This is a genomic window from Magnetococcales bacterium, assembly GCA_015231755.1.
Taxonomy (GTDB): domain Bacteria; phylum Pseudomonadota; class Magnetococcia; order Magnetococcales; family Magnetaquicoccaceae; genus Magnetaquiglobus.
Map to the genome: position 1 here is coordinate 284,112 of JADGAZ010000001.1, position 25,797 is coordinate 309,908.

The 25,797-nt window shown below is 59.2% G+C and carries 22 protein-coding genes and 1 tRNA gene; 11 read left to right on the plus strand and 12 right to left on the minus strand.

Translation table 11 applies throughout. From position 1 onward, the window contains the following. Positions 1 to 32: 32 nt before the first annotated feature. From HQL98_01315 to HQL98_01365, 11 genes are all read right to left on the minus strand, one after another. Positions 33 to 650 (minus strand): thiamine phosphate synthase, encoded by a 618-nt coding sequence (locus tag HQL98_01315; protein MBF0270701.1) that lies wholly within the window; start codon positions 648 to 650, stop codon positions 33 to 35. Positions 651 to 716: 66 nt separating this feature from the next. Beyond that, positions 717 to 1,586 carry a hypothetical protein gene (locus HQL98_01320; protein ID MBF0270702.1) on the minus strand — a complete coding sequence of 290 codons (870 nt, stop codon included), beginning with the start codon at positions 1,584 to 1,586 and terminating at the stop codon, positions 717 to 719. 173 nt (positions 1,587 to 1,759) lie between these two features. Continuing rightward, a complete protein-coding gene (locus HQL98_01325) occupies positions 1,760 to 3,085 on the minus strand; it encodes an ammonium transporter (GenBank protein ID MBF0270703.1) in 1,326 nt (441 codons plus the stop codon). Positions 3,086 to 3,116: 31 nt separating this feature from the next. Next, entirely contained in the window at positions 3,117 to 3,455 is a 339-nt protein-coding gene (locus HQL98_01330) for a P-II family nitrogen regulator (protein ID MBF0270704.1), read from the minus strand. Positions 3,456 to 3,702: 247 nt separating this feature from the next. Beyond that, on the minus strand, positions 3,703 to 4,164 hold the full coding sequence (locus HQL98_01335; GenBank protein MBF0270705.1) for a type IV pilin protein: 462 nt from the start codon (positions 4,162 to 4,164) through the stop codon (positions 3,703 to 3,705). 47 nt (positions 4,165 to 4,211) lie between these two features. Beyond that, the gene (locus tag HQL98_01340; GenBank protein ID MBF0270706.1) at positions 4,212 to 8,420 is read right to left on the minus strand and encodes a hypothetical protein; all 4,209 of its coding nucleotides are present in this window, start codon (positions 8,418 to 8,420) and stop codon (positions 4,212 to 4,214) included. A gap of 26 nt (positions 8,421 to 8,446) precedes the next feature. Beyond that, positions 8,447 to 9,448 (minus strand): hypothetical protein, encoded by a 1,002-nt coding sequence (locus tag HQL98_01345; protein MBF0270707.1) that lies wholly within the window; start codon positions 9,446 to 9,448, stop codon positions 8,447 to 8,449. A 10-nt stretch (positions 9,449 to 9,458) separates the two neighbouring features. Continuing rightward, positions 9,459 to 10,529: a PilW family protein gene (locus HQL98_01350; GenBank protein MBF0270708.1), complete on the minus strand. Its 1,071-nt coding sequence runs from the start codon at positions 10,527 to 10,529 to the stop codon at positions 9,459 to 9,461. Further along, a complete protein-coding gene (gene pilV, locus HQL98_01355; protein ID MBF0270709.1) occupies positions 10,526 to 11,008 on the minus strand; it encodes a type IV pilus modification protein PilV in 483 nt (160 codons plus the stop codon). The genes HQL98_01350 and pilV overlap by 4 nt, the downstream gene beginning before the upstream one ends. Beyond that, positions 10,999 to 11,559, minus strand: coding sequence for a GspH/FimT family pseudopilin (locus HQL98_01360; GenBank protein MBF0270710.1), 561 nt, complete (start codon positions 11,557 to 11,559; stop codon positions 10,999 to 11,001). The genes pilV and HQL98_01360 overlap by 10 nt, the downstream gene beginning before the upstream one ends. A 192-nt stretch (positions 11,560 to 11,751) precedes the next feature. Further along, positions 11,752 to 11,946: a DUF2892 domain-containing protein gene (locus tag HQL98_01365; GenBank protein MBF0270711.1), complete on the minus strand. Its 195-nt coding sequence runs from the start codon at positions 11,944 to 11,946 to the stop codon at positions 11,752 to 11,754. 227 nt (positions 11,947 to 12,173) lie between these two features. Here HQL98_01365 and tpx point away from each other — a divergent pair, with 227 nt between their 5' ends. Then, the gene (gene tpx, locus HQL98_01370) at positions 12,174 to 12,674 is read left to right on the plus strand and encodes a thiol peroxidase (protein ID MBF0270712.1); all 501 of its coding nucleotides are present in this window, start codon (positions 12,174 to 12,176) and stop codon (positions 12,672 to 12,674) included. A 97-nt stretch (positions 12,675 to 12,771) separates the two neighbouring features. Here tpx and HQL98_01375 read toward each other — a convergent pair whose 3' ends face one another. Further along, positions 12,772 to 14,625: a TolC family protein gene (locus HQL98_01375; GenBank protein ID MBF0270713.1), complete on the minus strand. Its 1,854-nt coding sequence runs from the start codon at positions 14,623 to 14,625 to the stop codon at positions 12,772 to 12,774. 349 nt (positions 14,626 to 14,974) lie between these two features. Here HQL98_01375 and HQL98_01380 point away from each other — a divergent pair. The 10 genes from HQL98_01380 to HQL98_01425 all read left to right on the plus strand — a co-directional run bounded on the left by HQL98_01380 (position 14,975) and on the right by HQL98_01425 (position 25,599). Next, positions 14,975 to 15,050: transfer RNA gene (locus HQL98_01380), tRNA-Thr, on the plus strand. Between the two features lie 312 nt (positions 15,051 to 15,362). Further along, a complete protein-coding gene (locus HQL98_01385) occupies positions 15,363 to 16,457 on the plus strand; it encodes a site-specific integrase (protein MBF0270714.1) in 1,095 nt (364 codons plus the stop codon). Positions 16,458 to 16,572: 115 nt separating this feature from the next. Continuing rightward, positions 16,573 to 17,265, plus strand: coding sequence for a hypothetical protein (locus HQL98_01390; GenBank protein MBF0270715.1), 693 nt, complete (start codon positions 16,573 to 16,575; stop codon positions 17,263 to 17,265). Between the two features lie 176 nt (positions 17,266 to 17,441). Further along, positions 17,442 to 18,032, plus strand: coding sequence for a hypothetical protein (locus tag HQL98_01395; GenBank protein MBF0270716.1), 591 nt, complete (start codon positions 17,442 to 17,444; stop codon positions 18,030 to 18,032). Next, the gene (locus HQL98_01400) at positions 18,029 to 18,442 is read left to right on the plus strand and encodes a DUF2787 family protein (protein ID MBF0270717.1); all 414 of its coding nucleotides are present in this window, start codon (positions 18,029 to 18,031) and stop codon (positions 18,440 to 18,442) included. Before HQL98_01395 ends, HQL98_01400 begins: the two co-directional genes overlap by 4 nt. A gap of 11 nt (positions 18,443 to 18,453) precedes the next feature. Further along, the gene (locus HQL98_01405; protein MBF0270718.1) at positions 18,454 to 20,583 is read left to right on the plus strand and encodes an AAA family ATPase; all 2,130 of its coding nucleotides are present in this window, start codon (positions 18,454 to 18,456) and stop codon (positions 20,581 to 20,583) included. Positions 20,584 to 20,600: 17 nt separating this feature from the next. After that, on the plus strand, positions 20,601 to 20,813 hold the full coding sequence (locus tag HQL98_01410; protein MBF0270719.1) for a hypothetical protein: 213 nt from the start codon (positions 20,601 to 20,603) through the stop codon (positions 20,811 to 20,813). A 264-nt stretch (positions 20,814 to 21,077) separates the two neighbouring features. Further along, complete coding sequence (locus tag HQL98_01415) at positions 21,078 to 23,438, plus strand: methyl-accepting chemotaxis protein (protein MBF0270720.1); 2,361 nt, start codon at positions 21,078 to 21,080, stop codon at positions 23,436 to 23,438. 2 nt (positions 23,439 to 23,440) lie between these two features. Beyond that, positions 23,441 to 24,190 (plus strand): OmpA family protein, encoded by a 750-nt coding sequence (locus HQL98_01420; protein MBF0270721.1) that lies wholly within the window; start codon positions 23,441 to 23,443, stop codon positions 24,188 to 24,190. After that, a complete protein-coding gene (locus HQL98_01425) occupies positions 24,187 to 25,599 on the plus strand; it encodes a hypothetical protein (protein MBF0270722.1) in 1,413 nt (470 codons plus the stop codon). Before HQL98_01420 ends, HQL98_01425 begins: the two co-directional genes overlap by 4 nt. Positions 25,600 to 25,797 lie beyond the last annotated feature (198 nt).

Consider the following 25,797-nt stretch of genomic DNA (forward strand, 5'->3'; position numbering starts at 1 on the left):
GGAATCGACGAAAATTGGAAAAAATAGCAATCTTAGGTTCCCTGAATCGCCCTGGAGATATGCCATGTGGCTTCTGCGGGATCGGGGGCATTGAAGATGCCCCGGATGAGCGCGACCCCTGTTGCTCCGGCTTCGAGGGCGGCGCGGACGTTGCCTCCATGGATGCCTCCCAGTGCCAGAACCGGCCCGGGAATGTCGGCGCGCATGGTCGCGAAGCGTGTCACACCCAGAGGCGTGGCATCCGGATGGGACGCCGTGGCGAAAACCGGAGAGAGCGTGACATAGTTCCCGCCATGGAGCAAGTGTTGTCGGGCATGCGTGGTTTCATGACAGGAACGACCGAGCAGCGGGATGGGGCCCAGCAGGTACCTGGCTTCGGCGCTGGTCAATCCGGCCTCCGGCAGATGCACCCCGTCGGCGGCTGTCGTCAGGGCGATGTCCACCCGATCGTGAATCAGCAGCCGTCCCCCGGCGGCATGCAGGATGGGTTTCAAGCGGCGCGCCACAGCCACCAAAGTGGCGGCGGAGGCGCTTTTGTCCCGCAGCAGCAGATCGAAGGACCCCCCTTTCAGAGCCTGGGACAAGACGGTTTCCAGATCCGCGCGCAAGGGCGTGTCGGTGATCAGCAGCAGTTGTGGCGAATGGGCCATGGATGGGGTTCTGGGAGCGTGGGACACGCCGGATGATGGCGTATCCCACGGTTTTCAAGAAGGATTTCAGAAGGTTTTGGTCAGGGCGAGGACAAAGTTGTCGCCCCCTTGATTCTTCAGATCGGTCGCTTTTTTGGCGGACGGATATTTGTCCCAGAATTTGCCGTTGTCGGCGTACAGATAGGATGCGCTCAAGGACAGGCCGCCATCGAACGACTTGGCGATGCCGATCTTGTAGTCCGCGTAGTCCGGATTGGTCGCGCCGGCGGCGTTGGCTGCCGCCAGTTTGTTGCTGAAGTTGGTGTAGCCTACATGCAAGGGCAGAGTCACGTCTTTGGTGAAGATGGACTCGGGCAGGGGCACGTTGGCGGTCAGGTCCAGATAGGTGGTCCCTTTGGAGTTGTCGTTGAACCCGGTTTTCTTGTTGGCTCCGAAATAGTCGCTCATCGCCACGGAGATCTTGGTGGTGACCCACTTGTAACCCACGCCGGCGTTCAGTTCGAAGGTGTTGTAGGATTGGTCGGCCACCGGGGGAACCGCGTCGTTGTAGTTGGCGCCCGGATACAGATAGCCGATGCCCCCCACGGTCCAGGTCCAGTCGTCGTTGAATTTGCCGTTGAAGCCGCCATACAGATCGACTTCCGCCCAGCCATCGGCGAACAACTTGTCGCTGACGCTCGACGACCACAGACCCGCATACCACCCGGCGGCGTGGGAGTAGTCAACACCGGCCTGGAGCGCCGGATTGTCCCAGGTCTGGGTCAGGCCACGGAAAATATAGTTGCTGACCACACCCACGTTGGCGGTGACCGTATGGGGGGAAGCGGGGGCGGCGCCCGGGGTGGCGTCGGCGGCCACGGCGCTCAGGGGGAGTCCAACACAGGTCGCCATTCCCACCACGCCAGCCCATTTGGTCCAATTGCGCAAGATACTCATGACATCTCCTTTTTTGCAGCCGTTGAATGGTTTCGGATTTCGGGTTGATTCGAGCCTATCGATAACGATACATATCGTGTTTTTGTGTTGCGAACATGAACAGTTTCTGGCCGGACGGAGTTCCGCCCGGCCAGAAATTTTACACCGAGGAAATGATCACCATTCGGTGGAATTTAATAGTTGTAGCCGCGCTCGCCATGCAGGGCGATGTCCAGACCGGTGCTTTCCGACTCTTCATCCACGCGCAGTCCCACCAATCCGTCGATCGCCTTGAGCAGGATGTAGGAGATGATGGCGCAATAGATGCCGGTGGAGGCCACGCTCACCCCTTGCACCCAGATCTGACCGCTCATGGTCAGCTCTTTGGCGAAGCCGATGCCCCCCAGGCCGGGAGAGGCGAACACCCCGGTGAGCATGGCGCCGACGATGCCACCGATGCCATGCACGCCAAAGGCGTCGAGGGAGTCGTCATAACCCATTTTCCTTTTCAGGGTGGTGGCGCCGAAGAAGCAGACTACACCCGAGATGCCACCCAGGGCCAGAGCGCCCATGGGGCCGACGAAACCGGAAGCCGGGGTGATGGCCACCAGACCGGCCACGGCACCGGTGGTGAGACCCAGGGCGCTGGGTTTGCCGTGGGACATCCATTCCATGAACATCCAGGTCAAAGCCGCCATGGCCGTGGCCAGTTGTGTGACCACCATGGCCATGCCCGCCGCGCCATTGGCCGCCGCCGCGCTGCCGGCGTTGAAGCCGAACCATCCCACCCACAACATGCCGGCGCCGGTGACGGTCAGGGGCAGACTGTGGGGAGGCATGGCCACATGGGGAAATCCTTTACGTTTGCCCAGCACCACCGCGGTCACCAGACCGGCGATGCCCGCGTTGACATGCACCACGGTGCCCCCCGCATAGTCCAAGACACCCATATTCATCATCCAGCCACCACCCCACACCCAGTGACAGATGGGGAAATAAACCAGGGTCACCCAGCCGCTCATGAAGATCAACATGGCGGAGAACTTCATCCGTTCCGCGAAGGCGCCGATGATCAGGGCCGGGGTGATGATGGCGAAGGTCAATTGAAAGGTCAAAAAGACCGCTTCCGGGATGGTGCCGGTGAGGGATTCCCCCTTGATGCCGGCGAGGAAGGCCTTGCTCAAGCCACCGATCCAGGGATTGTTGGGTCCGCCGTCCGTAAAGGCCATGGAGTAGCCGTACAGGCTCCACAGCACGGTGACCACGGCGGTGATGGCGAAACACTGCATGAAGATCGACAAGGAGTTCTTGGCCCGTACCATGCCGCCATAAAACAGGGCCAGTCCCGGCAGGGTCATGAACAAGACCAAAGCGGTGGAAGTGAGCATCCAGGCCGTATCTCCGGAGTTGAGCACCGGAGGCGGTACGGGTACAGCCGCTTCCTCGGCCAGGGCCAGAGCGGGCAGCAGAAGCGCGGGAAGAATCGAGGCCGTGAGCCTGGATTTGGACAGAAAGGTCATCGTGATTGCTCCTATATTAGGCAATGGTTCTTTACAGAACTTCGGGTCCGGTTTCGCCGGTGCGGATGCGCACCGCGTGTTCGATGGGCATGACGAAAATCTTGCCGTCGCCGATTTTTCCGGTTTTGGCCGCTTCCCGGATCGCATCCACCACCTGGTCGAGGCGATCATCGGATACCGCCAACTCCACTTTGATTTTCGGCAAGAAATCCACTTGGTACTCCGCGCCCCGGTAAAGCTCCGTATGGCCTTTCTGTCGTCCGAATCCCCGCACCTCGGTCACGGTCATGCCGGTGATTCCCACTGCGGTGAGTGCCTCGCGAACGTCATCCTGCTTGAACGGCTTGATGATGGCGGTGACCCATTTCATCTTCTGATCTCCTCGTTTATGGCTTTGGCCTGTCGATTGGTAAAAAATGAACCGAATGATCTTGTAAATGGCAACAAGCGGGCCATGCGGGAGATCTGATTGATTTGTTTTAACAAAAACTTAATCTGGCCAGGATTTATGCCGGGAGAGGTGTGGATTGTGCTGAAAAATTGAGCTGAAATGAGGGGTGTGGGGGAGATTTGATTAAAACAAGAGCAGATTGGTGATCAAAGGAGAGGCTCAGCGTTCACCATGCGTTTTCGCCTGCATCCGCATAGCTTCCGTTATTATTGGCGTCATGGAAGTTCGCCCCGGTGGAACTCAAGGCGAGTTTGCCGTCTTTGGCCTGACCCGCCTGGGGGGTGGCCACCGCCACGAAACAGGTGCTGATGGGACACGGGGTGTTCAAAACCGCTGCCGCCGCCACCGGAGAGAGAATCGCCACGGCGTAATGTTTGGACTCTGACAACTGCGGGTCGGAAGCGAATCCCAAAGTGGTCATGCTGGCGGTGTAGGTCATGTTTTCGGTGTACCAGCGCTCCTGGAGGTTGGCGACTTGCATCAACACGGCCTTGCCGTCGGCGCGGCGGCCTTTGATCATCGCGTCTTGGTAGGCGGGCACGGCCACCACCGCCAGTACCGCCGCAATGGCCAGCACGATTAGCAGTTCGATCAGGGTGAAGCCCTGGGATGCGGTGCGAGGGGACATGGGGATATGACTCCGGAGCGGGGGTGTCGGGTTGGGGGTGGGGAGGCTCATTCCGATTCGATCTCCCGCCAGGAGAGGCGACCATTGGGGGGAGCGGGGAGGGTGATCTGGGTACGGGTCAGCGCCCCGGTGGAAGACTGGGTGATGAGGGTGGGATTGGCCGATCCGCTGCCATGGTGAATCACCGGCGCCGAAGCGATGCCTGTCCCCAGACCCACGGACCCGATCACCACCTGATGCTGGACGCCGCCGACGGTCAGGGCGGTGGTGCTCAGGGCCGCCGGTGGACAGGCGGTGCCGGTGCCGTAACACAAAACGTTGAGGGATCCGCTGCCTTCCGCCTCGCAGGTTTGGCTCGGGGGGGTGTAAAGGGTGAAAATGGCCAGCCGTTCCACCTGTCCGATCTCCGAAAGAGCCCGTTCGGCAGGTCCGGTCGCCGGAGTGGTGAAATGGCGCAACCAGCCCGCTTTTTCCCGGATCAGCCCTGTCAATCCTTCGTAGGTGGTGATGGGGTGGGGAATGAGCGGCAGAACATTCTGGGTATCCAGCACCGCCTGGGTCGCCGAGACCATCACTCCGGTCACCTGCTGCAACGCAGCTGTGGTGATCTCCTGGCCGGTTCCCGGATCCTTGAGACCGTACAGGGTCTGTTGTCCCGTGGTGGCGTTGTCCGCCGTGGTCCAGAGCCGTCCACTGCCGGCCACGATCCAGTGTGCCCCTTCCGCGTCACGCACCGCCAGCGGGCGGCCATTGAATGGTTTGCCCGGATTGAACAGTGGGGTGAGGGTCGGGTGATCCCAGTCCGTCAGATCCAGCCGCATCAGCCGTCCCACCTGGGTGGCGGTGGCGGCTTTCCAGCCGTCGCTGCCCACATACAAGGCGTCGGTCGTATAGTCCAGATTCCAATCCACCGCCACCAGGGCGGGCAGAAAACTGGTGGTGATGCCGTCGCTGCTGGTGCCCACCGGCAGCGTGGCGGCAGGATCCAACGGATCCAGACCCGTCACCCAGCCCCGGTTGCGCAGATCATAGGCAAACAGTCGCCCATTCTGGGTGGAGGTCACGGTGGACAACTGGGTGGGCCCCGATCCCAGAAACAGCCACCAGTCGTTGCGGGTGGGGTGGTTCCAGTCTCCGTCTTCCGCGGGAGCGCGGCGCACCGCCAGGGTCGGTTCCGACACCGTGAAACCCATCTGCGCATGGGTGAGTTCCGCCAGTACCGTGGGGGGCACTTCCGGATTGGTGATGTCCAGAACCACATAGGCGGAACGGGTGTCGGCCACCCCGTTGTTGTCCAGATCCAGGGGGCCGCCCCCCAGACGCATGCCCGCCACCAAGATGGTGCCCCATCCGCCGGGATGGTCCGCGTCTTCGGGAAAGATCCGCACGTCGAACACCTTGGGGGAGCCGTCCATGTAATAGACATGGCTGTAAGTCATGGTGGTGAGCCATTTGAGGTGCGGCAGCAGATTGAAGGGCGCATAGGCCCACAGTTCGTCCCCGAGGGCGTGTTGCAGACTGGCATCCTGGACGGTGTGGAAACTTTTGTCGCTTTCGTTCCAGAATCCGGCGTTGAAGGCGTGCAACAGTCCATCGTTGGCCCCGACATAGATCACCTGCCGCCGTTTGGCGTAGCGGGTGCGAAAGTCCCGGAAAGAGGTGTCTCCATGGAGGGTGTCGTGGCGCACGCCGTATTTTTCTCCGGGGGCCGCCACGGCCACAGGGGTGGAGTGGATGATATCCCCCAGACGCCACACCTTGGGGCCGGATCCGTCGTAATCCACGGTGCGGGCCCGCAGACCGGCGATCTCTTCTCCCCGGATGTGGCGCACGATCTGACTGGCTTCCGTGGCGTTCGCGGCCCGCAGATACGCATAATCAGCGGCTGCGGTGAAGGTCGCGGGGGAAAAGTCCCGTTGTTCTCCCGGGTCCACCACGCCGTTGCGGTTGGTGTCGATCCAGGTGGTGATGAAACGGCCACTGATGGCCGGCTGGGTGGCGTAGTCCCGTTGGGTAACGGGATTGGCGATGCGCGCCAACTGGTTGCGGGCATCCCAGATCGGACGCAGTTGCTCGATGTGAAGCTCCTGGAAGGTGGCTCCGGTGGTGTCGCAGTTGGCGGGGGTGGCGTAGCGTCTGATCTTGGTGACGTTGTTGGTGGTGTCGTAAAACAGATCCACCACCGGATCCGTCAGGCAATCGTCGAGGGTGCCATCTCCGTTCCCGTCTTCCCGGAAACGGCTGTATGCGTCGATGAACAGCGCATGCAGGGTGCCTCCCCACTGGATCTGCTGTCCGTCGGCGTCCACCTTGGGAAAATAAAGCGCCTGATAGACCGCTCCGATGCCCGAATAGCTGTTGGCCACCACCGAAGCCGAGGTGCCGGAACTGACCCGTTCCAGCACGTTGGCAAAGGCCCGGTTGAGGCCATCCACCAGTTTGTCCGGGTCCGACGCCAGCACATAATGATCCGGCACCCCATCGCCGTTGGCATCCCATTCGGCGGGGAGGTTGGGTTCGTTGGCATTGCCGTCGGCGTTGGTGTCCAGATGGTCCAGCTCCTTGAAGCCCCCGTATTTGCCCGCCAGCCACAACATGTTCATCGGACCGGTGAGGGGGGTGGCGTTGTACTCCTGGGTATCCACCATGAAGGTGTTGATGGTCTGGTCTCCGGCCAGATCCGGGCGTAGATCCCGGCTGCGGGCATAATAGGCCAGCCCGGCGATGTAATAGGAGTTCTCCTTGCCCGGATACGGACAACTGCCGAACACCTCTCCCAGAGCCGGAATGAATTTCGAGGTGGCGTTCATGTCGCAAACGTTTCTGGTGCAGCCGACGCACTGAGAGGTGTTGGTGAGTCCTTGCAGGGTGCCGACGGTGTTGGTGAGGGTGGTGACGTTGATGGCCGGATCGGCGTTGGCGGGATTGCCGAAATCCGTGGCGTCCTGGGCCAGGGCCCGCAGACCGAAATAGCTGGAACTGGTCAGGGCCGAGCCGGGAAGCTGTTTGTCCAGCCAGGGGTTGGCGTCGTTGATGCCGATGATGAAGTTTTGCTGACAGGCGTGCTGGATGGGATCGTTCCAGGTGGTGAGTACCGGAAAGCCATCCTTCTGGGCATCGGTGAGTCCGGTGTAATAGTCGCTGGTGGGGGCGCGGTGCTTGAAATAGTTGATGCACTCGTAAAACAGTTCCCCGACCGGATCGTAGGATTTGTAGCCATTGGCTCCGAACTGGTTGAGATAGTTGATCACCCCCGAATTGCCGATTCCTGCGCTCAAGGCGACCTGATCCGGATTGGCCACGAACAGGCCATTGGCATCGAATTCGGCGTTGGGATTGGCTTCCAGACCGCCGTTGGCGCCTGGGCGCAGGGGGCCGACGTATTTCATGTTGGCCCGTAACACCCCCCCGTCCCGGGAGAGGGCGTTGTCGCGGGTATAACTCATCAGGGCGAAGCGCATCCGGTAGGCATGGTTCTGGATCAGTCCCTGGGGCTTGTGGTGGGTGACGTAGGAGACGCAGTTTTCTTCCAGACTGACGCCGGAGTCGCACACCTTGACCCGCAGATTGAGATTGGCCACCTTTTCGCTTCCGCCCCAGGTGGTGCCGACATCCAGTTGGGTGCCATGATTGTAAAGGTAGATCTTGCTGTCGGCGTAGGGGGTGACCGTGGATGGGGCGACGTTGCGGCTGGCGGTGATCATCTTGACCGGAAACCAGGAGTCCCCCTTGGCCAGTCCCATGTTGGATCGTTCCAGCACCGTCAAGGCCGTGGTGTCGCTTTGACGATGGCCACCGGTCAAGGCCCAGCGGAATTCGTCGATGGCAGTCATGCTGGCCCAGTTGAGAAAATTGCCGCTCCATTGACCGCTGCACTGGTGGGAAGCGGCCAAGGCGGCTGGCTCGAAGCGGCTGTTGGTGTAGCTGTAACACTTGTTCGGGTCGAAATAGCCGATGTATTCATTGGCATGGGTGTAACACACCCCCACCGTGCCTCCCGTGTCGTTGATCCGTCCCCCGCACACCGCCCCGTTCGGTTGATCGTTGTAGGCCGCCCCTTGCATGGGGGTCTCGATGGAGAGATTCAGCATCACGTTGGGATCCACCAGCGTGGGCAGGGTCGGGGGCAGAGCGGCGAAGTCGGCGTTGGTGGCCCCTTGAACCGTGGGAATCCAGGGGAGCAAGAGCAGAGACCAAAACAACAACCTCCAGAGCCGGGGGAAGCGGGAAGCGGATGGATCGGGATCGGGATTCATGGTCGCGCCTCGTGGGCCTGGGGTGATCAATAACAGGTGGTCCAGTAGATGGCATCGATGGCCATGCTGGAGAAGTTCGCCGGTCGATGGGTGTCGCACATGGCGTTGGTGCAACAGGCGGGCTGATTGCTTGTTTTGCGACCCGAGTTGCTTGAAGACTTTTTGCAACGGCAATCGTAGACCGACGTGGTGGTGGTACTCACCGGGACCGTGGTGGTGGTGGTCGAGGTGGTTGACGTGGTGGTGACCGGGGCTGAAGTGGTGGTTGACGTGGTGGTGACCGGGGTCGAAGTGGTGGTTGACGTGGTGGTGACCGGGGTCGAAGTGGTGGTACTGGTGGTACTGGTGGTACTGGTGGTCGCGGGCACGGATGAGGTGGTGCTGGTCGCGGGCACGGATGAGGTGGTGCTGGTGGAAACACTGGTGGTGCCGGGGAGTGAAGCCGGATCACACAGGGCGCAGGCCGGATCCACCACCCGTGTGACCGCGTAGGTGGATTGCAGCATTACCTTGGCCTGATCCGTGCCGCCGGTGCCCAGGGCGGTGATGCGATAAAGGCGTTGAGGCAGATCGGTCCATCCCGGGTTGGCATCCCGCCACGCCTTGGAGCCGAACTCACACAGATCCTCGACGATGAAAGCCGGGGGGGTGCGGACTCCGCTCAGGGTCAGGGCATGGGTGCGATGACGGGATGGGGTGTTCCAGAGGTTCAAGGCGGGATCGTTCCAGCGGGGCTGGGAGGGACAGCCCTGGGTGCAGAAACCCGACTCGCAACTGGAGGTGAAAGGGGGATGACCGTTTTCCACCAGCCGTTCCCCGGCCAGCAGGGCCGCTTCGGCGGCCTGGAAGGCCAATTGCCGGTCCCGGGTGTTGCCGACCATGCTCTCTTCCAAGGCGGTGTTTTTCGCTCCGGTGATCCCCAGGATCGTCAGGATGCCCAGCAGCACCAAGGCGATGACGAACACCGAACCTTGTTGCGAACCGTGGACTCCGGGGCGTGCCCGCTGGGATGGTGGGAGCGTGGTCATGATTGGGCTTTCAGTTGCGCAACTGGATGGTGGTGGTGGCCACCTTGCGAAGCCGTGAGTCGGCGGGATGGGTCACGGGGGTGCTGCTGGTGGCGATGACGGTTTCCGCCAGGGTGTAGGGGGTGGTATCCGGAGCGGAGCGCACGTTTTCCGGTGAGCGCAGCAGGAGTCCGATGCGCACGCTGACGATCTGTGACCAGTTGCCGGAACCCTCCACGGCGTTGGCGGTGAGATATTGATTGGCCACATGATCCGAGTCGGTGTCGAGGCCGTAGAGGATCTGCATGTTTTCCACCCCGTTGACCAGTTCGGCCCGGGAGGTGGAATCCCCCCGGTTGAGCATCTCCCAATACAGTGCCGGTTCACCATTGAGTCCGGTGCCGATGAAAAAGGCCATGGCCCGGATGCGTGCCAGCATGGATCCGGGTGGATAGGCATGCCAGGCGGAAGCACAGGCCCCGCCGCAATTCCCCCCCAGACACTTGGTGACATTGCCGATGCTGCCGGTGCCGCTGTTGTGAACCAGGGTGCGGTTGTTCTGGTTGGCATTGGTGATCTGGAAGATCGCGCCTTGCACACAGTCGGTGACAAAGGCCACCTCGTCCGGGTTGAGGTCATGGCTTTGGGCGATCTTGAATTGGGCGGAACAGGGGTTGTGGGATTCCACGGTATAGGCGGTGGGATCGATTCCGGAGACGACGATGGCATCGGTGCCCGGCAGTGCCGCGGAACGGAACGCGGCAGGCCAGGAGGCGTAGGTGCTGTTGTCGAAGCCGGTGACCTGGGTATTGAAGGCCCAGGAGAAGGCGTTGGGGGTGACCAGCACATTGATGGGCGTCACGTCCGAAACGCATCCCCAATAGCCGGCCATGCGCAGTTCCCGGGAGAGCAGTTCCATGGCGAAACGGCCATTTTCCTGGATTCGGGCGAGATTGTCGTGGAGTCGATAGGTCTGTTTGGTGCTGGAGAGGATGGTCAGCATGCCGGTGATGACGATCAGACCAACCCCCAGGGCGATCAGGATTTCGAGCAGGGAAAAGCCCTGTTGGCGCTGGGGATGGCGGGGTCCGGGGGGGCTCACAGCTCGGACTCCAGGGAAAAGGTCTTGTAGGAGACGATGGTGTGGCGTCGGTCGTCATCCCAACGGATGGCGATGTGAAACAGGCTCTCCTGACCGCCGGAGTCGATGTGGGTGATCTCCCCGTCGCCGTCGGGAAGCAGGGAGGCCAGATCCAGTTTCCAGCGGTTCAGGTCGTGGCTGGCCAGTTGGGCCGGGGTACAGGTGGCGGTCAGGCAGTCGGGCGGAACTGGCTGGATGGCTTCAAAGGCGATGGCGTAGGCGCCATTCATGGTCATGGTGCGATTGGCCCGCATCCGTTCCAGGATGTCGTTGCCCAGCAGCAGCGCCTGACTGCGCAGTTGGGCGCTTTGGGTGAACCGGATCGCGTTCAATTGCAGTTTGGCCAGTCCGAGCAATCCCACCGCCACGATCACCAGGGTGATAAGCACCTCCAGCAGGGTGAAACCGGCGCGCCGGTCCGGCAGAGGGATCATGGGCATGTCAGCTCGCTTCCGGTGTCGTCTTCCGCGATGCCGTTGCCCGTGTGGTCCGTGGCCAGCAGGGGGCGTCCGGTGGTGGCGGTGATCAATCCCTTGGCAGATCCGGCCCCCCGGGAGTCGCACAGGCGGAATGTGCCGGCGTGATTGGGGCTGAACCCGCGGGCGTTGAAAACAATGCGATCACTCGCCCCTCCCGCCGTGAGAATGAAGGAGAGGGTGGTGTTTCCGGTCAGTTTTGGAACGGTCCGCAGGATGCCGGTACCGGAGAGGACGATCCAGCCGTCGTGCCAACTGCCGCCACAGGTCAGGCCGTTGGCCGCGGCGCATACCGTGAGGCTGCTTCCCCGCTTGATCGCCTCGGTGCGGGCGAACTGGAGTGTGCCATGGAGTCGATTGATCTGGGTGATCAGACGATTGTCTTGCAGCATCCGGGACAGGAACGGAGCGGCCATGACCATCAGTCCGGCGACGATGGCCACCACCACCAGCAGTTCCACCAGGGTGTACCCCTGGGCTGAACCGGTATATCCATCCCCATGCCCCCCACCCATGCCCCCCGACTCCCTTGGAAGAGACATCCCGTGACAACCGAATCGGGTTGTCCTGGTGGATCAGTGTAGGGGAATCACCGTGTTGGATGCAATCAATTTTTATGAGTGTTTATTCGTTTGTTGGAAGGACAACAAAAAAATCACCCTGGCGGCCGTGGGGAGATCGACCTCCAGGGTGTTGGCCGGGATTCTTTAGTGGGAATCGCAGCCGCAGCTGTTGATGCCGAGCAGGGGATAAAAGGGGCAGAATTTGAATATCCCGGTCAGCAGGGGCACGATGCCGATCAGACCCCACAGGGTGTGCAGCCCGAAAAGAACCTGAGACAGCAGCACCAGTCCGACAACGATGCGCAAGATACGATCAATACCGCCGACATTGGCTTTCATGGGTGTGTGTTTCTCCGATGGTGGATCCTAAGGATGGTTGCTTTGATTCTCCAAGAACGGATTGATTGACTCTCTGAAGCTGGCATAAGTTCCACATTTTTTTGGTTGGGAATCCGGGAGGCGTTTGAGTGGCGGATGGCGGGATTGACGGCAGCGGATTCCGGGCCTAATCTTAAGAGGTTTTTGGTCTTCCATCTTGCAATCATTGCCTTCAGGAGTCTTCGCCCATGGCCCAGATCAACTTCAAGGGAAATCCCATCCACACCTGTGGCGTTTTGCCCGCCGTGGGTTCCACCGCCCCCGATTTTTGTCTGACGGGAACGGATCTGGCGGATGTGACGTTGCGCAGTTTTGCGGGTAAACGGTTGGTGTTGAACATCTTCCCCAGCATCGATACGGCGGTGTGCGCTATGTCGGTGCGGCGTTTCAACGCCGAGGCCGCCAAATTGGACAACACCGTCATTCTGTGTGTCTCCCTGGATCTCCCCTTTGCCCACAAACGGTTCTGCGGCGCCGAAGGTCTGGCCTCGGTGCATTCGGTCTCCGAAATGCGGGCCAGAGGGTTCGGTGAGGCCTATGGCGTGCGCATGGTGGATGGTCCTTTGGCCGGTCTGCTGGCCCGCGCCGTGGTGGTGATCGATGGTGCTGGTCAGGTGGTCTATACCCAGCAGGTGCCGGAGATCGTCGAGGAACCCGATTACGATCAGGCTTTGGCCGCTCTCGCCTGAGTGGTGGATTGAAGGGTCACGCCGTCGCGCATCCGGTACGTCTTGTCCTGACCGGGTGCGCGACGGCGTGATCCGCTCCGAACATGGGGGCGGGGATTTATGGGATCAGATCTTCCAGTGTCTGAGTGAAGCGCAAGACAACTCCATCCGGTGCACCGCTTCTGGTGAGAACCGGTATCCAACCCACGGAGTTGCCGGTTTTTTTGTTGATGGTGGTCATGGCCTCCATGACCAGGGCGTGGGAGGCGAAGGGTCCGACCAACAGTCGGGTCATCTCCCGGTTGTCCGGGGACTTGATTCGTTCCGACCAGCTTGGAATGCCGGCATCCGCCAGGGATTGGATCATGGGAACCATCTCGGACTCCTGGTCGAAACTGCCCACATGCACCATGAATCCTCCCTCGTCCCGGATTGGGGGAAACCGTTTGGGCAGAGGTTTGTCGCTTCTGTTGGCGGTCATGACGCTTTCGTCGGGCCGGACTGGCGGTTGAGGGGTCCGGGGCTGATGGAATTCGCTTAAGGTACGGGATTGTTGGCCATGGGTTTCGGGAGGGGCGGACTGCTCCGCTTCCAGTTCGTTCATCAACACCAGAATGGCTTCGTCGGCCTCGGATGGGGTGTGTTGACCCATGGCCTGTCGGGCCTTTTCGTGGACCTGTTTGACCACCGTATCCCGTCCGGCCTCGGTGTTCTGGACCGACTCCACATGGGTGCCGATGCGCGCCGGGGTGGTGGCTTCCAGGGAACGTCCCAGACTCTTCCACAAACGCACCACCGCCAATTGGGCTTGATAACGGTGCCGGACCAGATTGGTGCGTAGGGAGTGGACCTCGAACTGGGAATCCAGCACGTCCAACAGGGTGCGGGTGCCGGCGTGGAAGCTCTCCAGCAGGCCGGCGGCGGCCTTTTCGCTGAATGACAGTGCCTTTTCCAACGCGATGATGGCGGACTTGTTGTTTTTGAGATCAAAACGGGCCTCTTCCACCTCCCGTCGGGCCAGGGTGCGCAGGCGGTCCAGTTCGGTCATGGAGGCCTCTTTCATGGCCTTGGCCTCGCGGGTTCTGCTGACCGTTTCCAGACCATGGAACAAAGGCACGTTGAGTACCAGACTCACCGAGTGGGCATTTTCATCGTCTTTGAGGGAAACCCCGGAGGATCCCCCCAGTTCGCTGTCCCAGGTATGGCTGGCCGTGTAGTTGAAATCCAAAGTGGGCAGATGGGCGGAGCGTTCCATCTGTTCGGTCATGGCGCTTTCCGAAAGCCGGGCACGGGCAGCCCAGATTTCCGGACGATCCTCGATCCATTTCCAGATGTGAGCATCCAGATCGGCGGGTTCTTCCCAGGTGTATTCCGGCAGGGCGAGTCCCGGTTCGGGATTGGCCCCCACCACTTCCCGGAAGAAGGCGGTTTCTTTTTCCAGAGTGTTGATGGCATCCTGAAGACTGGCCTGGGCCTGACTCGCCCGGGAAGCGGCTTGTTGCACGTCGGTTTCCGTGGATTCGCCGGCGTTCAGACGCAAGGTGTTCTCTTCCAGGTGGTGCTGGGTGACCTTGATGTATTTGAGCGCCAGATCATAGACCTCTTTGGCGGTCAACCAGTTGGCGGTGATGGTGGCCACCCGCAGGGCAATCTCCTGACGCATGGACATCAGGTCGGCGTAGGCCCCTTCCACATGGAGATCGCTTTGGGAGTAATCGATCCAGCTGGGGACGTTGAACAGCCGTTGATCCACCGTGAAGGCCACGGTTTTGGGATCGGCGTGTTGGGCGGTGCGCAGGTTGGTGTAGTGGGTTCCCTGCCGCAGCACATCCACACCCCGGACGTTGACCTGGGGCAGCAATTTGGCGAAGGTTTTGGGATTGTCCTCCCGGGCGGCCCGCAAAACGGCTTCGGCCCGGTGAATTTGGGGATTTCTGGCCTGGGCGGTATCGATCGCCTGCCAGAACGACATGACATCCGCACTCCCCTGACCTGGATGTAACCAGACGGAGAGCGACAGAATGGAACCCATCAATACAGGTCCGAGCAGTCTTGCCCTTTTGTCAGGTTTTGGCATCGCGTGAATCCTTTTGCAGATTCTATACTTTACATTAATTAACGCGGGGTTGGCTCCCGATTCTTTCCGGTGTTGAGGGCATATCGACCGGGAGGAGGGGAAACCTGAGTGAAAAGTTGGTCATCTCTTCACAGTCGGAGGAGGGTGGGGTCCGAACCGGGGAAAAATACACCCAACCATCCACCCGTGCGCTTGCCCGATCCGGGCATCGTTGGTATACTGGTGCGCACTTTGTTTTGGCTTAGCCGACGTAGCTCAATTGGCAGAGCAACGGATTTGTAATCCGTAGGTTCGGGGTTCGATTCCCCGCGTCGGCTCCAGTGACATCAATAGGTTGGACGAGTTTTTTAGCTCAACCGATCAAGCATATGGTGCATTGGTGGTGCAGTAGCTTTCCATACTGCACCACTCAGCACCACATCACACCGCAAAACATCTCCCCCTGGACTGACCTCCTTGTTCTACAATCCCAACCTTCTCCTGCACGATACTCCGTACTCGCATTCTGCACCAAATTGCACCAATATTTCTGAAATTTGACATTTTGTATTTGATTATGGTATGTTGATAGGCATCAAATTCGGTCTTTGACACCGTTTTTACACCGACGCGCTTTTCCTGCGAGGGACAGCATGGCCTACATTCAGGAACGACAGACCCAGGACGGCAAGATTCACTATCGGGTGCAGGTGCGCCTCAAGGGGTACCCGACCGAAACCGCCACCTTTGCGCGTAAGACCGACGCAAAGCGCTGGGCGCAGCAACTCGAAACAGAAATGCGCGAGGGACGCTACTTCAAGACGCCAACGGCGAAAAAGAAGAGCCTGGGCGAGCTGGTGGATCGGTACATCGAGGAGATCCTGCCCCGGAAGCCGAAGAATGCCTACAATCAGAACAACCACCTGCGCTGGTGGAAGGAGCAGCTCGGCCATGTGGTGCTGGCCGACATCACACCTTCCGTGATCGCTGAATACCGGGACAAACTCGCCAAGGAGACCACGCCACGCAAGAGCCTGCGCAGTCCGGCGACGGTCAATCGTTATCTTGCCTCTCTCTCCCATGCCTTCACCATCGCCATCAATGAATGGGGATGGGTGGATGCCTCCCCCTTCCGCAAGGTGAGCAAGCTGAGAGAGCCACGGGGTCGGGTCCGCTTTCTGTCGGACGACGAACGGGAGCGGTTGCTGGAGGCTTGCCAAAAGGCCGATGATCCCGCCTTGATGGCCATTATCCTGGTGGCGATTTCCACCGGCGCCAGACGCGGCGAGATTCTCGGTCTGACCTGGCGCGAGGTGGACCTGACAGGCTCGCGCATTACCCTGCTGGACACCAAGAACGGTGAGACGCGGGTGGTGCCGTTGGTCGGGGTGGCCCTGGAGCAGATGAAGGCGCTTGCTGCCACCCGTCGGAGTGATACCGACCTTTGTTTTCCACGTGAGGACGGCAAAGCCCCCTGGGAGTTCCGCAAGGCGTGGGAACGGGTGCTGCGCGAGGCGGGGATTACGGATTTCAACTTTCACGACCTGCGCCACTCCTGCGCCTCCTACCTGGCCATGAATGGCGCAAGCCTGGCGGAAATCGCCGAGGTTCTGGGGCACAAGACTTTGCAGATGGTCAAACGGTATGCCCACCTTTCCGAAGCGCACACCGCCGGGGTGGTGGAGCGGATGAACGCCAAAATCTTTCGTTCGATTCAGGAGGTGAACGATGCACAGCGAACCCCTTGAGGCTGGTCCAACCCCCATGGCTCAGGAGTTGGAACTGTTCGGCTCCGATGATACCCCACTGTCATTGCCGCGTTTGATTCAGCTCTGGGCCGCCGAAGCCAAGGCGGACGAAACCGTGATCATCCGGCACCTGAGCCGCATGCTCAACCGTTCCAACAACTATGTGTTGATCTCTGGTGAACTGGCGATCGAGGACTCAAATGCCTCGAATTTGCTGAAGCGCGTCCTGAAAAAGGGTGGATGGGACGAGATCAGCGGCGAGGCGCATCACAAAACCCTTCTGCAAAGCTTCTATGAAGGCAACCGATATGTGGCGGAACGCGTGGTTCGCAGCGCTCAGCGCATTCCACTCCGGGAGATGCAGGTCGATTGCGATGCGTTGATCAACGTCATCAAGAAATTCAAGAAATTGACCGTCCCCGCATTCCTGGAACTGATCATCGGAGAGGAACAACCATCTCTGGCTGGTCGAACGGAGACGGCAACTCCGGTGGCGTCTGAAGGTGCCGTTGGTCATTCATGCCCCAGGCAACGCCGGACTGCGCCGCCAACCAATCCGACGCCTCCATCCCTGCCGATTCCCATGCAGACCCATCTGTCGGTTAAGGATTTTTGCGCCGCCTACTCCTCCTTCACGGTGGGGGGTGTGCGTCACTTCATCTTCCATGAAGAGACCAATGGCTTGGCGGCATCCGGGGCGATCAGCCGGGTTGGCAGAAAGGTCTTGATCCATGTCGAAAAATTTTTTGCATGGGTAGATTCCCGAAAAACCGAGACCCCACCCACACCGACCAGGAAACGGAAATAAACCCTCTCCAGCCATTACGCCCCCAGCTTTTTCCTGCCTGAGATCACCTGCACAGCCTGCAATATGATATATATCGTTGAAATGCGTTATAATATAAGTTAAGATATGATCAGAGTGCTCTGTTTTTTGCCGTACCGACAGAGCTTGTGATTACGTCCGTACCGCACGAGAAGCGCATGCAACTCAAGATCCTCCCACAAGGCTGGCTGGACGGGGCCTGTCTGCTCTACGCCATGGTCAACGCCAGCAAGAGCCTGCTCGCCCCCGATCTGGGGCTGTTCGCCTATGTTGGGCGCTACCGGATGCATGAGCGCTGGAAGAGGATCATCTCGATCACCCCCAGCCCCGTCAACTACCTGGACCGCACCGGATCTGGACTGACCCTGAAGCCGGGCGTCGAGCAACAGGTGACCGATGCCTTCTTCGAGCACGTATTCGCGCTCCTCAACACCCACCGGCAGCGGTTTCGGGTGCGGCGGATCAGCGGCAGTGCCTTCCGCAACAAGAACGATTACAGCTCGGTGGTGGTTTTTGCCGTCAACCAGGCCGCGCATACCGCCTGTTTCTCTGACGCCGATCACTGGATGGTGGCGGTCGGACGAGAGGCGGGAACCCTGTTCCTGGCATGCAGCGGCGCCCATCACTTCCTCCCCTACCAGGAGGAACGCGATCCGGTGACCAACCACCTCTACAACAACTCGATGGCTGTGGCGCAGCTACAGCACATCTACGACGAGGCAATCTACCAAGTGGAGATCATCCGATGATCACAGTTCTGACCGGCCCCGATGTGTACCCGATCCCGATCTCCCCTCGGATGGGGAAAACGCTCACCCAGATCATCCACGAGAGCGGGAAGAATCTCTCCGGCGCGATCATCCTCAACTTTCGCGACCCGAACTACAGCGCCGAGCAGGGCGGCTTTCACCCGGTGGAGATCGGGATCGACCCCCTGGGAAAAATCCACTACCTGACCGACTTCGCCTATTTTGGCCCGCCCGGCTACGCCGAACTGGAGAAGGAACTCGATTGGGACATTCGCTGCGGCCTCTTCCAGCACATGGGCCGGGAGTACCCGATCAGCCAGGGGCGTTCGCTCTACCAGATCTGGGAGCGCAACTTCCTCTCCTATCTGGCAATGGGGGCTTTCCAGGTTCAGATCACCGGGCCGGGCTGAGGAGGTGTGCCATGCCAGTGCGCAGCAAGAGATCGCCGAGGTTCCGGGAAGCGGGTCCGGCCATCGAGGATCATCAGGGCCGGGTCTGGGCCTTGCGGGCGTTGCTTGCCACTCCGGCCCGCACCGGGTTTCTCAAGGAGAGTTCTTTCATTAAGTCCGAGGTGTTTGAAGCCATCGGCCTGTCCGACCTGCCGCAGGTGTCCGACCATTCCCGCGAGACCCCGCTCGATGACCGAACCGCCCGGCTCCTGCTGGAGTGGTTGCAAGCCGCCCTGGCGCAGCATGATGATGCCGGGCAGGAGGGGCACCCCGCCACCTTCGTGGACCGCAACGTCGGCTGGCTGGGGTCGCTCCTGGAGCTGACCCCGGTGGCGCGGGAGATCTTGAAGCTGGTGGTACTCTGCAAAACCAACCACTGGTTCTCGTCGGTGCTCGACCTGGTGGGGTCGGAGCTGAACAACCGCGATGTGGCCCTTTGGATTGCCGCCATGCTGGAGCGCGACCCGAAGGAGGTCAACCGCACCTTGCATCCGACTGCCACGCTGATGAGTTCCGGCCTGCTCACCCTGGAGACTCGTCGCACCACCATCGACCACAAGTTCACGATCTTGAGCAAGCTGGAGAACGCCCTGGCCTCGGAGCACGACTCGGCAGCAGCATTCCTCTCCTGCTTCCTCAAACGAACGACCCCCAGCGAGTTGACCCTCGCTGATTACGACCATCTGGGCCAGGAGCTGGCCATGCTGGCGGCCTACCTGAAGCACACTTTGGAACAACGCACGGTCGGAGTCAACGTGCTGCTGCACGGCCCGCCCGGCACCGGCAAGACCGAGCTGGCCAAGGTGCTGGCGCATCATCTGGGGGCCACCCTCTACCAAGTGAACGACGAGGATGGAGAGGGTGAGGAGTTCAACGGCAGCGAGCGCCTCAATGCGTTTTGGCTCAATCAGCGTTTGCTGGGCCGGGAACGCGGGCATTTGCTTCTTTTCGACGAGGTTGAAGATCTTTTCCCCCGCGAACCGGTGCTTCCTGGCCTTCATTTGCAGCGGAACGAAATGCAGAAGTCGCGCATCAACCGGATGCTGGAAACCAACCCGGTACCCGCCTTCTGGATCGGCAATGCGGTTCGGCAGATCGATCCGGCCTTTTTGCGGCGCTTTGACCTGATTCTGGAGGTCGGAGTCCCACCTCTCTCGGCACGTCAGCGGATCATGCGGCGCTACGTCGGTGATCTGCCAGTGGCGGAAGCCTGGCTGAACCGCGTGGCCGGGCAGGAGGCGTTGGCCCCCGGTCACATCCGGGTTGCTGCCAAGGTAGCCACGGCGTTGGGGGCGCTCCCGGAGTTCCCGGTGACTGAGGTGCTGGAGCGAGTGCTCGATCTCAACTTGCGGTTACTCGGCGGGCAGGTTCCTCGGTCGGGACGCGATGTCGTCCGTTACGATCTGGAGGCGCTCAACGTCGATTGCGATCTGGAAGCCCTGGTGACGGGGTTGCGCCGTCAGGGCCGAGCCACGCTGCTACTCCATGGTCCGCCCGGCAGCGGCAAGAGCGCCTTTGTCCATCACTTGTCGCAACGCCTGGAACGCCCGTTGCGCCTCAAGAAGGCGTCCGATCTGCTGGATCGCTACCTGGGCGGCACCGAAGAGCGCATCGCCGAGATGTTCCAGCAGGCCCGGCAGGAAGGGGCGCTTCTGTTCCTGGACGAGGCCGACAGCTTCCTGCAAGAGCGCTCGCGGGCCAACCAGAGTTGGGAAGTCACCCAGGTCAACGAGCTTTTGGTACAAATGGAGCAGTTCGAGGGGATTTTCCTCTGCGCCACCAACTTCCCTGAAGCACTGGACCGGGCCTCCCTGCGCCGTTTCGACCTCAAGATTTCTTTCAATAGTTTGCGGCCCGAACAGAGTCTGAAACTCTTCAACCAGGTGGCTGCTGATCTGGGCAGTGCCCCGGCGACCGATCACGCCGCACTGCGTCGGCAACTGGCTGCCCTCACCAACCTAACTCCCGGTGACTTCGCGACCGTGGTGCGCCGGTTCCGGGTACTGGTGAAAAAACCGACCCAGGCGTGGTTGCTGGCGGCCTTGCGCCAGGAGTGCGAGGCCAAGCCCGACCGGCCCCGCCCGATGGGCTTTGCAGGATGAACTTGAAGGAGCTGACGATGACCACCCCTCCATCACCACCTGATCTGGCCGCGTTGGACCGGGCCAACCTTCACATGAGTCGGGCCATGGCCCTTGCCCAGCTTCTGGAGTGCTGCGGAGGCGGCACGATCCCGCTCAAGGCCAGCATGCTGGAAGTCGTGGCCGGGATGCTGGGGGAGGAGTTGAGGGCCATTCAGCAGGCGCTGAACCATTCGGATGGATCAACCTGAGCGAACAATGCTCAAGGCGTAGAGAGGCGATTCGTTTTCAGCTGTTCCAGCAGTTCCCGCCGTTCCTTGGCGCTCATCGCGCCGATTTGCAGCAGCAGCGCCGCGAAAATCAATGCGAAGGATGGACATCCTCCTTGGGGCACTCTTGAGCCCAATTCCGTGTCCAGAAAAAAGGAGTCATCTCAAAATCAATCCACCCGCTTGACGTGGAGCAATTGGCGGTTACAATATACAAAAACTATTTCTTAAATGGAACCACACAAGTTGAGCAACATAAATATTATTGACTGGTTAACTTCAGGAATAGGTCCGGTCTTTTTGGGGCTTGTAGACCCCCTGCTTGGCTGGTTCCGACAGGAAGACGTGGCCCCAACCATCGCGACTGCGATGATGGCATATGCCATTTATAGGTTGTTCAAGCACTATCTGTTGACAGTATTCCCAGCCCTGAACGTCTTGAGACGTCCGATCAGATTCCTTTCAGGAATCAAAGACCGCGATGAATTCGCGCAGCGCTTCAACGAGTTCGATGCTCTGATGACCCATAAGGGGTTCTTAAAACACAGCTGGATGGAATTCAGCGAGACACTGATGTCCCGTGAATCAGTCGTCGAGATTTGCGTTCGTCCCTCCGTATTTCTGAACGCTGCAGATGCTGAACACGATGGTTTGCGAATAAAGTCGCTGAGCAGTCTTGGAGGCATCTTTATCTCGCTGGGCTTGCTGTTCACATTTATTGGACTGGTCGCGGCACTGTCCTTGGCATCGGGGACCATCAAGCAAGTCGTCGCCAACGCGGGAACACTCGTGGATGGCGCTACAGCCGAAGTGCAGGCCAAACTGATCCAGCAGGCGCTGGCAGAACTGCTTAAGACAGCCTCTTTCAAATTCTGGACCTCAATCGCGGGCCTCCTTTGCGGTATTGTCCTGGGCATCGGCGAGCGTTTCGCCATGCACCTTGTCACTGCCCAATTCGATGAACTGAATCGTCACCTTGAGCGCGTCACACTCACGGTGACACCCGAAATCCTCGCCGACCGCACCTATCGGGAAATACGCGATCAATCAACTCATCTAAGAGAGTTTACCGGACAATTTAGAACAAACATCACAGAGGCGCTTCAGAATGCGCTAATCAATGCCATGCCGCCCGTGATGACTGATTCGGTGAGCCATGCTCTGACGGACCGCATGCCTTCGGTTATGTCCGATGCCATGACACCCGTAGTCACCACCCTGGAAAGCATGACGAACAGGCTGACATCGATGAACGAGGACGCCATTCGGAAAATGACGGGCGACTTTGGAAGCGTCATCTCTCAGTCCGCAGGCTCGGAAATCAGGGCTGTTGCCGAGACGCTGTCCTCCATGCCAGCGCAGATCGCTGATGCCGCCGGAGAAATGCGCAACGCTGCAGCCGCCCTGACCGAAGGCATGCATCGCATCACCGAGACGGCAGACAAAAATGTCGATAGCACCCATCAGAAGCTCGACGCCCAGCTTGAGGCCACTGTCCGGGGACTATCGGACGCCGCACAAGCCGTCAAGGAGACCATGGAGCATGCAGGGGATGCCATGCTCCATTCGGGCAAACAGGCAGGGACGGCGTTCGGGGGGGAAATTGCGGAAGCGGTCAAGCGTATTGAGCAAGCGACCAATAATAACGCCCAGGCGATTGAGTTGGTGGTGGATAAGCTCGTCAAGGCGACAACGGGGGTAACGGGTGAGATGTCGGCTGAGTCCAGCAGGACCATGTATGCCTTACGAGACGTGGTTGAACAGATGTCGCGCACAGTCGCCGACGTGGCTGGTAATCTGGAGCGTGGAGCGGTTAGGTCCGCTGATGATGTGACCGAACGTTTCTTGTCCTCTGCGACCGCCATGCAAGAAGCGGTGAATCGCAACTCCGAGCAGATCGCAACAGCGGTGCAGAGTATTATCGACGCGGGTCGGCAGGCTGAGAACGGTGTCGGCAAAGCTGCAGAGGACGTAGGCAAAACCATGTCGGAAAAGGGTAAAGAGGCGGCAGAACAGGTCGTGGTCGGCTCGTTTGAGGTGCTCACGAACTTCCGGGAGACGGTGGATAAATTGTGGCTGAAGATTGATGAGTTGGGCGGCGCGTTGCGGACCGTCGAACAGCGGATCGGGATCCATGCCACGGCGCTTGAAAATACAACACGTGCCGCCAGAGATACCGAGACCGCCATGACTGGTTCCGCTCGTGCGCTCACGACAGCAAGCGAGCCTCTCACGCGCACGGGCGAACTGATGAGCCGTTCGTTGGCATCGATAACGACCGTGGTGGGAACCGCTGTCAGCGGCCTGACCGACAGTCAACGAGAAACGGCGCGACTGGCCGAGGAACTCAAGAAAACAGGGCAGGAACTGCAAATGATTTGGGCGCGTCACGTCGGTAGGTTTGATGGTGTCGATGCCGGTATTGAAACCGTTTTCCGCCGCGTTATTACGAGTACGGATGAACACGCCCGGAAGTTGACTGACTATATTGGCAAAATTGATTCTCATGTGGAAAAAATCGTCGGGCATCTGTCCGGGAACGTCGATGAACTCCAATCGACGGTGGACGCAATGACGGATCTGGCGAAAACTATGAGAGGGAGTTGACAATGGCGCTCCAGGCCAGAAATCAGCGACAGTCAGCGCACGACGAGGAATCCTTTTTCGTGTCGATGACAGACATGATGGTCGGTATGCTGTTCCTGTTCATCATCATGCTGATGTTTTTTGCCATGAAATTCAACGAAGCCGCCGTCAAAAAAATCGAAGTGGTAGAAAATCTCACAAACGCTGAAGAGACGAGAGGGAAAATTCTTCAAGATATCAAAAAGGCGTTGGATGCTGAGGGAGTGACTGTTGTCATCGATCTGGATAATGGTATCCTGCGGCTTCCTGAAGAAATTCTGTTTGATCGCGGCAAGTCGGCCTTATCGGTACGCGGACAGAACGCTGTCGTCTCTTTGTCGAAGGCCCTCTTTCGCGTACTGCCCTGTTACACCGATTCAGCAACTCCTGCGTGCGGAAAAATACGGCATCAGGTCGAGTCCGTCTTTGTCGAGGGGCACACTGATACCGACGGCGAGGATAACCTGAACTGGAATTTGTCGTTCCAGCGTTCTCTGTCCACATTTGAATTCCTCCAGAAAGCCAGTCCTGCACTCGTCGCCCTGAAGAACCGAGATGGACAGATCATTATCAGTCTTTCCGGCTATGGCAAGCAACGCCCACTGAACGCGAACTCTACGCCTGAAGAAAAGGCTCAAAACCGCCGCATTGATATCCGGTTCATCATGTCTCCTCCAAAAGCAATCGAACTGCGCGGAGAGGGCACGGCTGCACAGCGGGAGAGCGGGACATGAGCATTCTGGATGCCGTTGGTGAGTTACTGTCAGGTTGGCGACCCCTGAGCCTCTCTCTGCCACCTGAAAGTAAAACTGAAAAGAAAATGCTGGTTATTGTCACCGCTCCGCCCCGTCCGCCCCGCCCTCCCGTCGACCTGGAGTATTTGCATGCCAAGTTAGTCACTGCATACACGGATGGAGATTGGAACAAAATTGAACCGGTTGAGTGGCGCTACGTCTCGGAATGCCTCTCCATGGGAGAATCACCACTTGTGGAAAAGGATGGTTTCGTCACCGCCTATTTGTCGCGGCTGAAACAGCTCGGCTCAGCGGTGATGGTGAAACGACTGGCCCGTTATTACCTCACCCATTTCAGCCAAAAAAAACCTGGTCTCCATCTCATCGCAGCCTGCCTTGTTGAACACATCGAGGAGTGTGGTGTATGGGGAGAGCGTCATTATGAACATCAGTTATTCGACATTGATGCGGCACCAGTGAAGTTGGCTACAGCAACAATGACATCAAAAATTGAGCCGCATCGACTTTTGGAGAGCCTGGGGTTCACGGGTACACTGGCACGCGCAAACATTCTTGCTGCTGCTTTCTACGTCGCTTGTCTGCAAACCCGAAAGCGTCTGGAAAAACGAAACCGTGAAGTTGCCGATATTTCTGAACTCCGCCGTCTCGCGTCGTGGGCCAGCCAGGATGGACAAACATTTTTGTTCGGCGAGTTCCCAAAGGTCAAAATGGCGTTCGCCGATGCGATGCTGATGCCGTGGATGAACTTAACGCCTACAGACGAGACGCGAGAATGGATCACGACTATCTTGATCGGGATGTTCAAAGACCCGCGCCTCAGTCGGTTGACTTGGTCAGGCGTTTCCGAGGATGCATTATCGGTCATGCTGAGATGGCTGACCAAAGCGTCACTGGAGCAGTTCTTTGCTGTTGTTGATGCGGTCGTCTCTCCCGACAAAAGACACATGTGGGAGGCGCGCAAACAATTCTGGCGCTCATACTACGACCGCGAATTTATGCAGGAAGCCTGGGTCGTTTTGGGCAACCGAGGTATCCAGTATGCCCGGAAACTGAAGCTGGGCTTTGGTGTTTTTGAATCTGGCTCCATCCAGGACCAGACACAGGCAGTGCTCATTATGCGGATCGGTACTGCCAGTACTCCCCCCGTTCTTGTCGCCGACTGGAGCCACAACGGCTATTGTCACATCTGGCATGACGACGCAGAGAGCGCACCGAAGCTCTATAAAACCAGCTATGGTAGGATTGACCTGAATACTGGCTCAGCATTTCAAAAAGTCCATAGAGGCGCATGGCAAGACGATGTCGCCGACCATATCAGACGCAGGACCGGAATTACGCATAAATCCTACGTAACCGTTCAGATCAGAAACGAAGGTGCCAAGCCTTGACAATGTGATTATTGACGGTCAGATTTTCATCCATGGACGATATCATGGAATCGAACATTCAGCTTTTAGTCGAGGAGAACAGGAACCTCCGTGAGGAGAACCGTTGCCTCCGTGACGAGAATCAGCGTCTCCGGGAAGAAAACCAGGAACTACGGGTGCTGGTTGCCCGACAGCAAGAGCAGATTACGGAGTTGATGC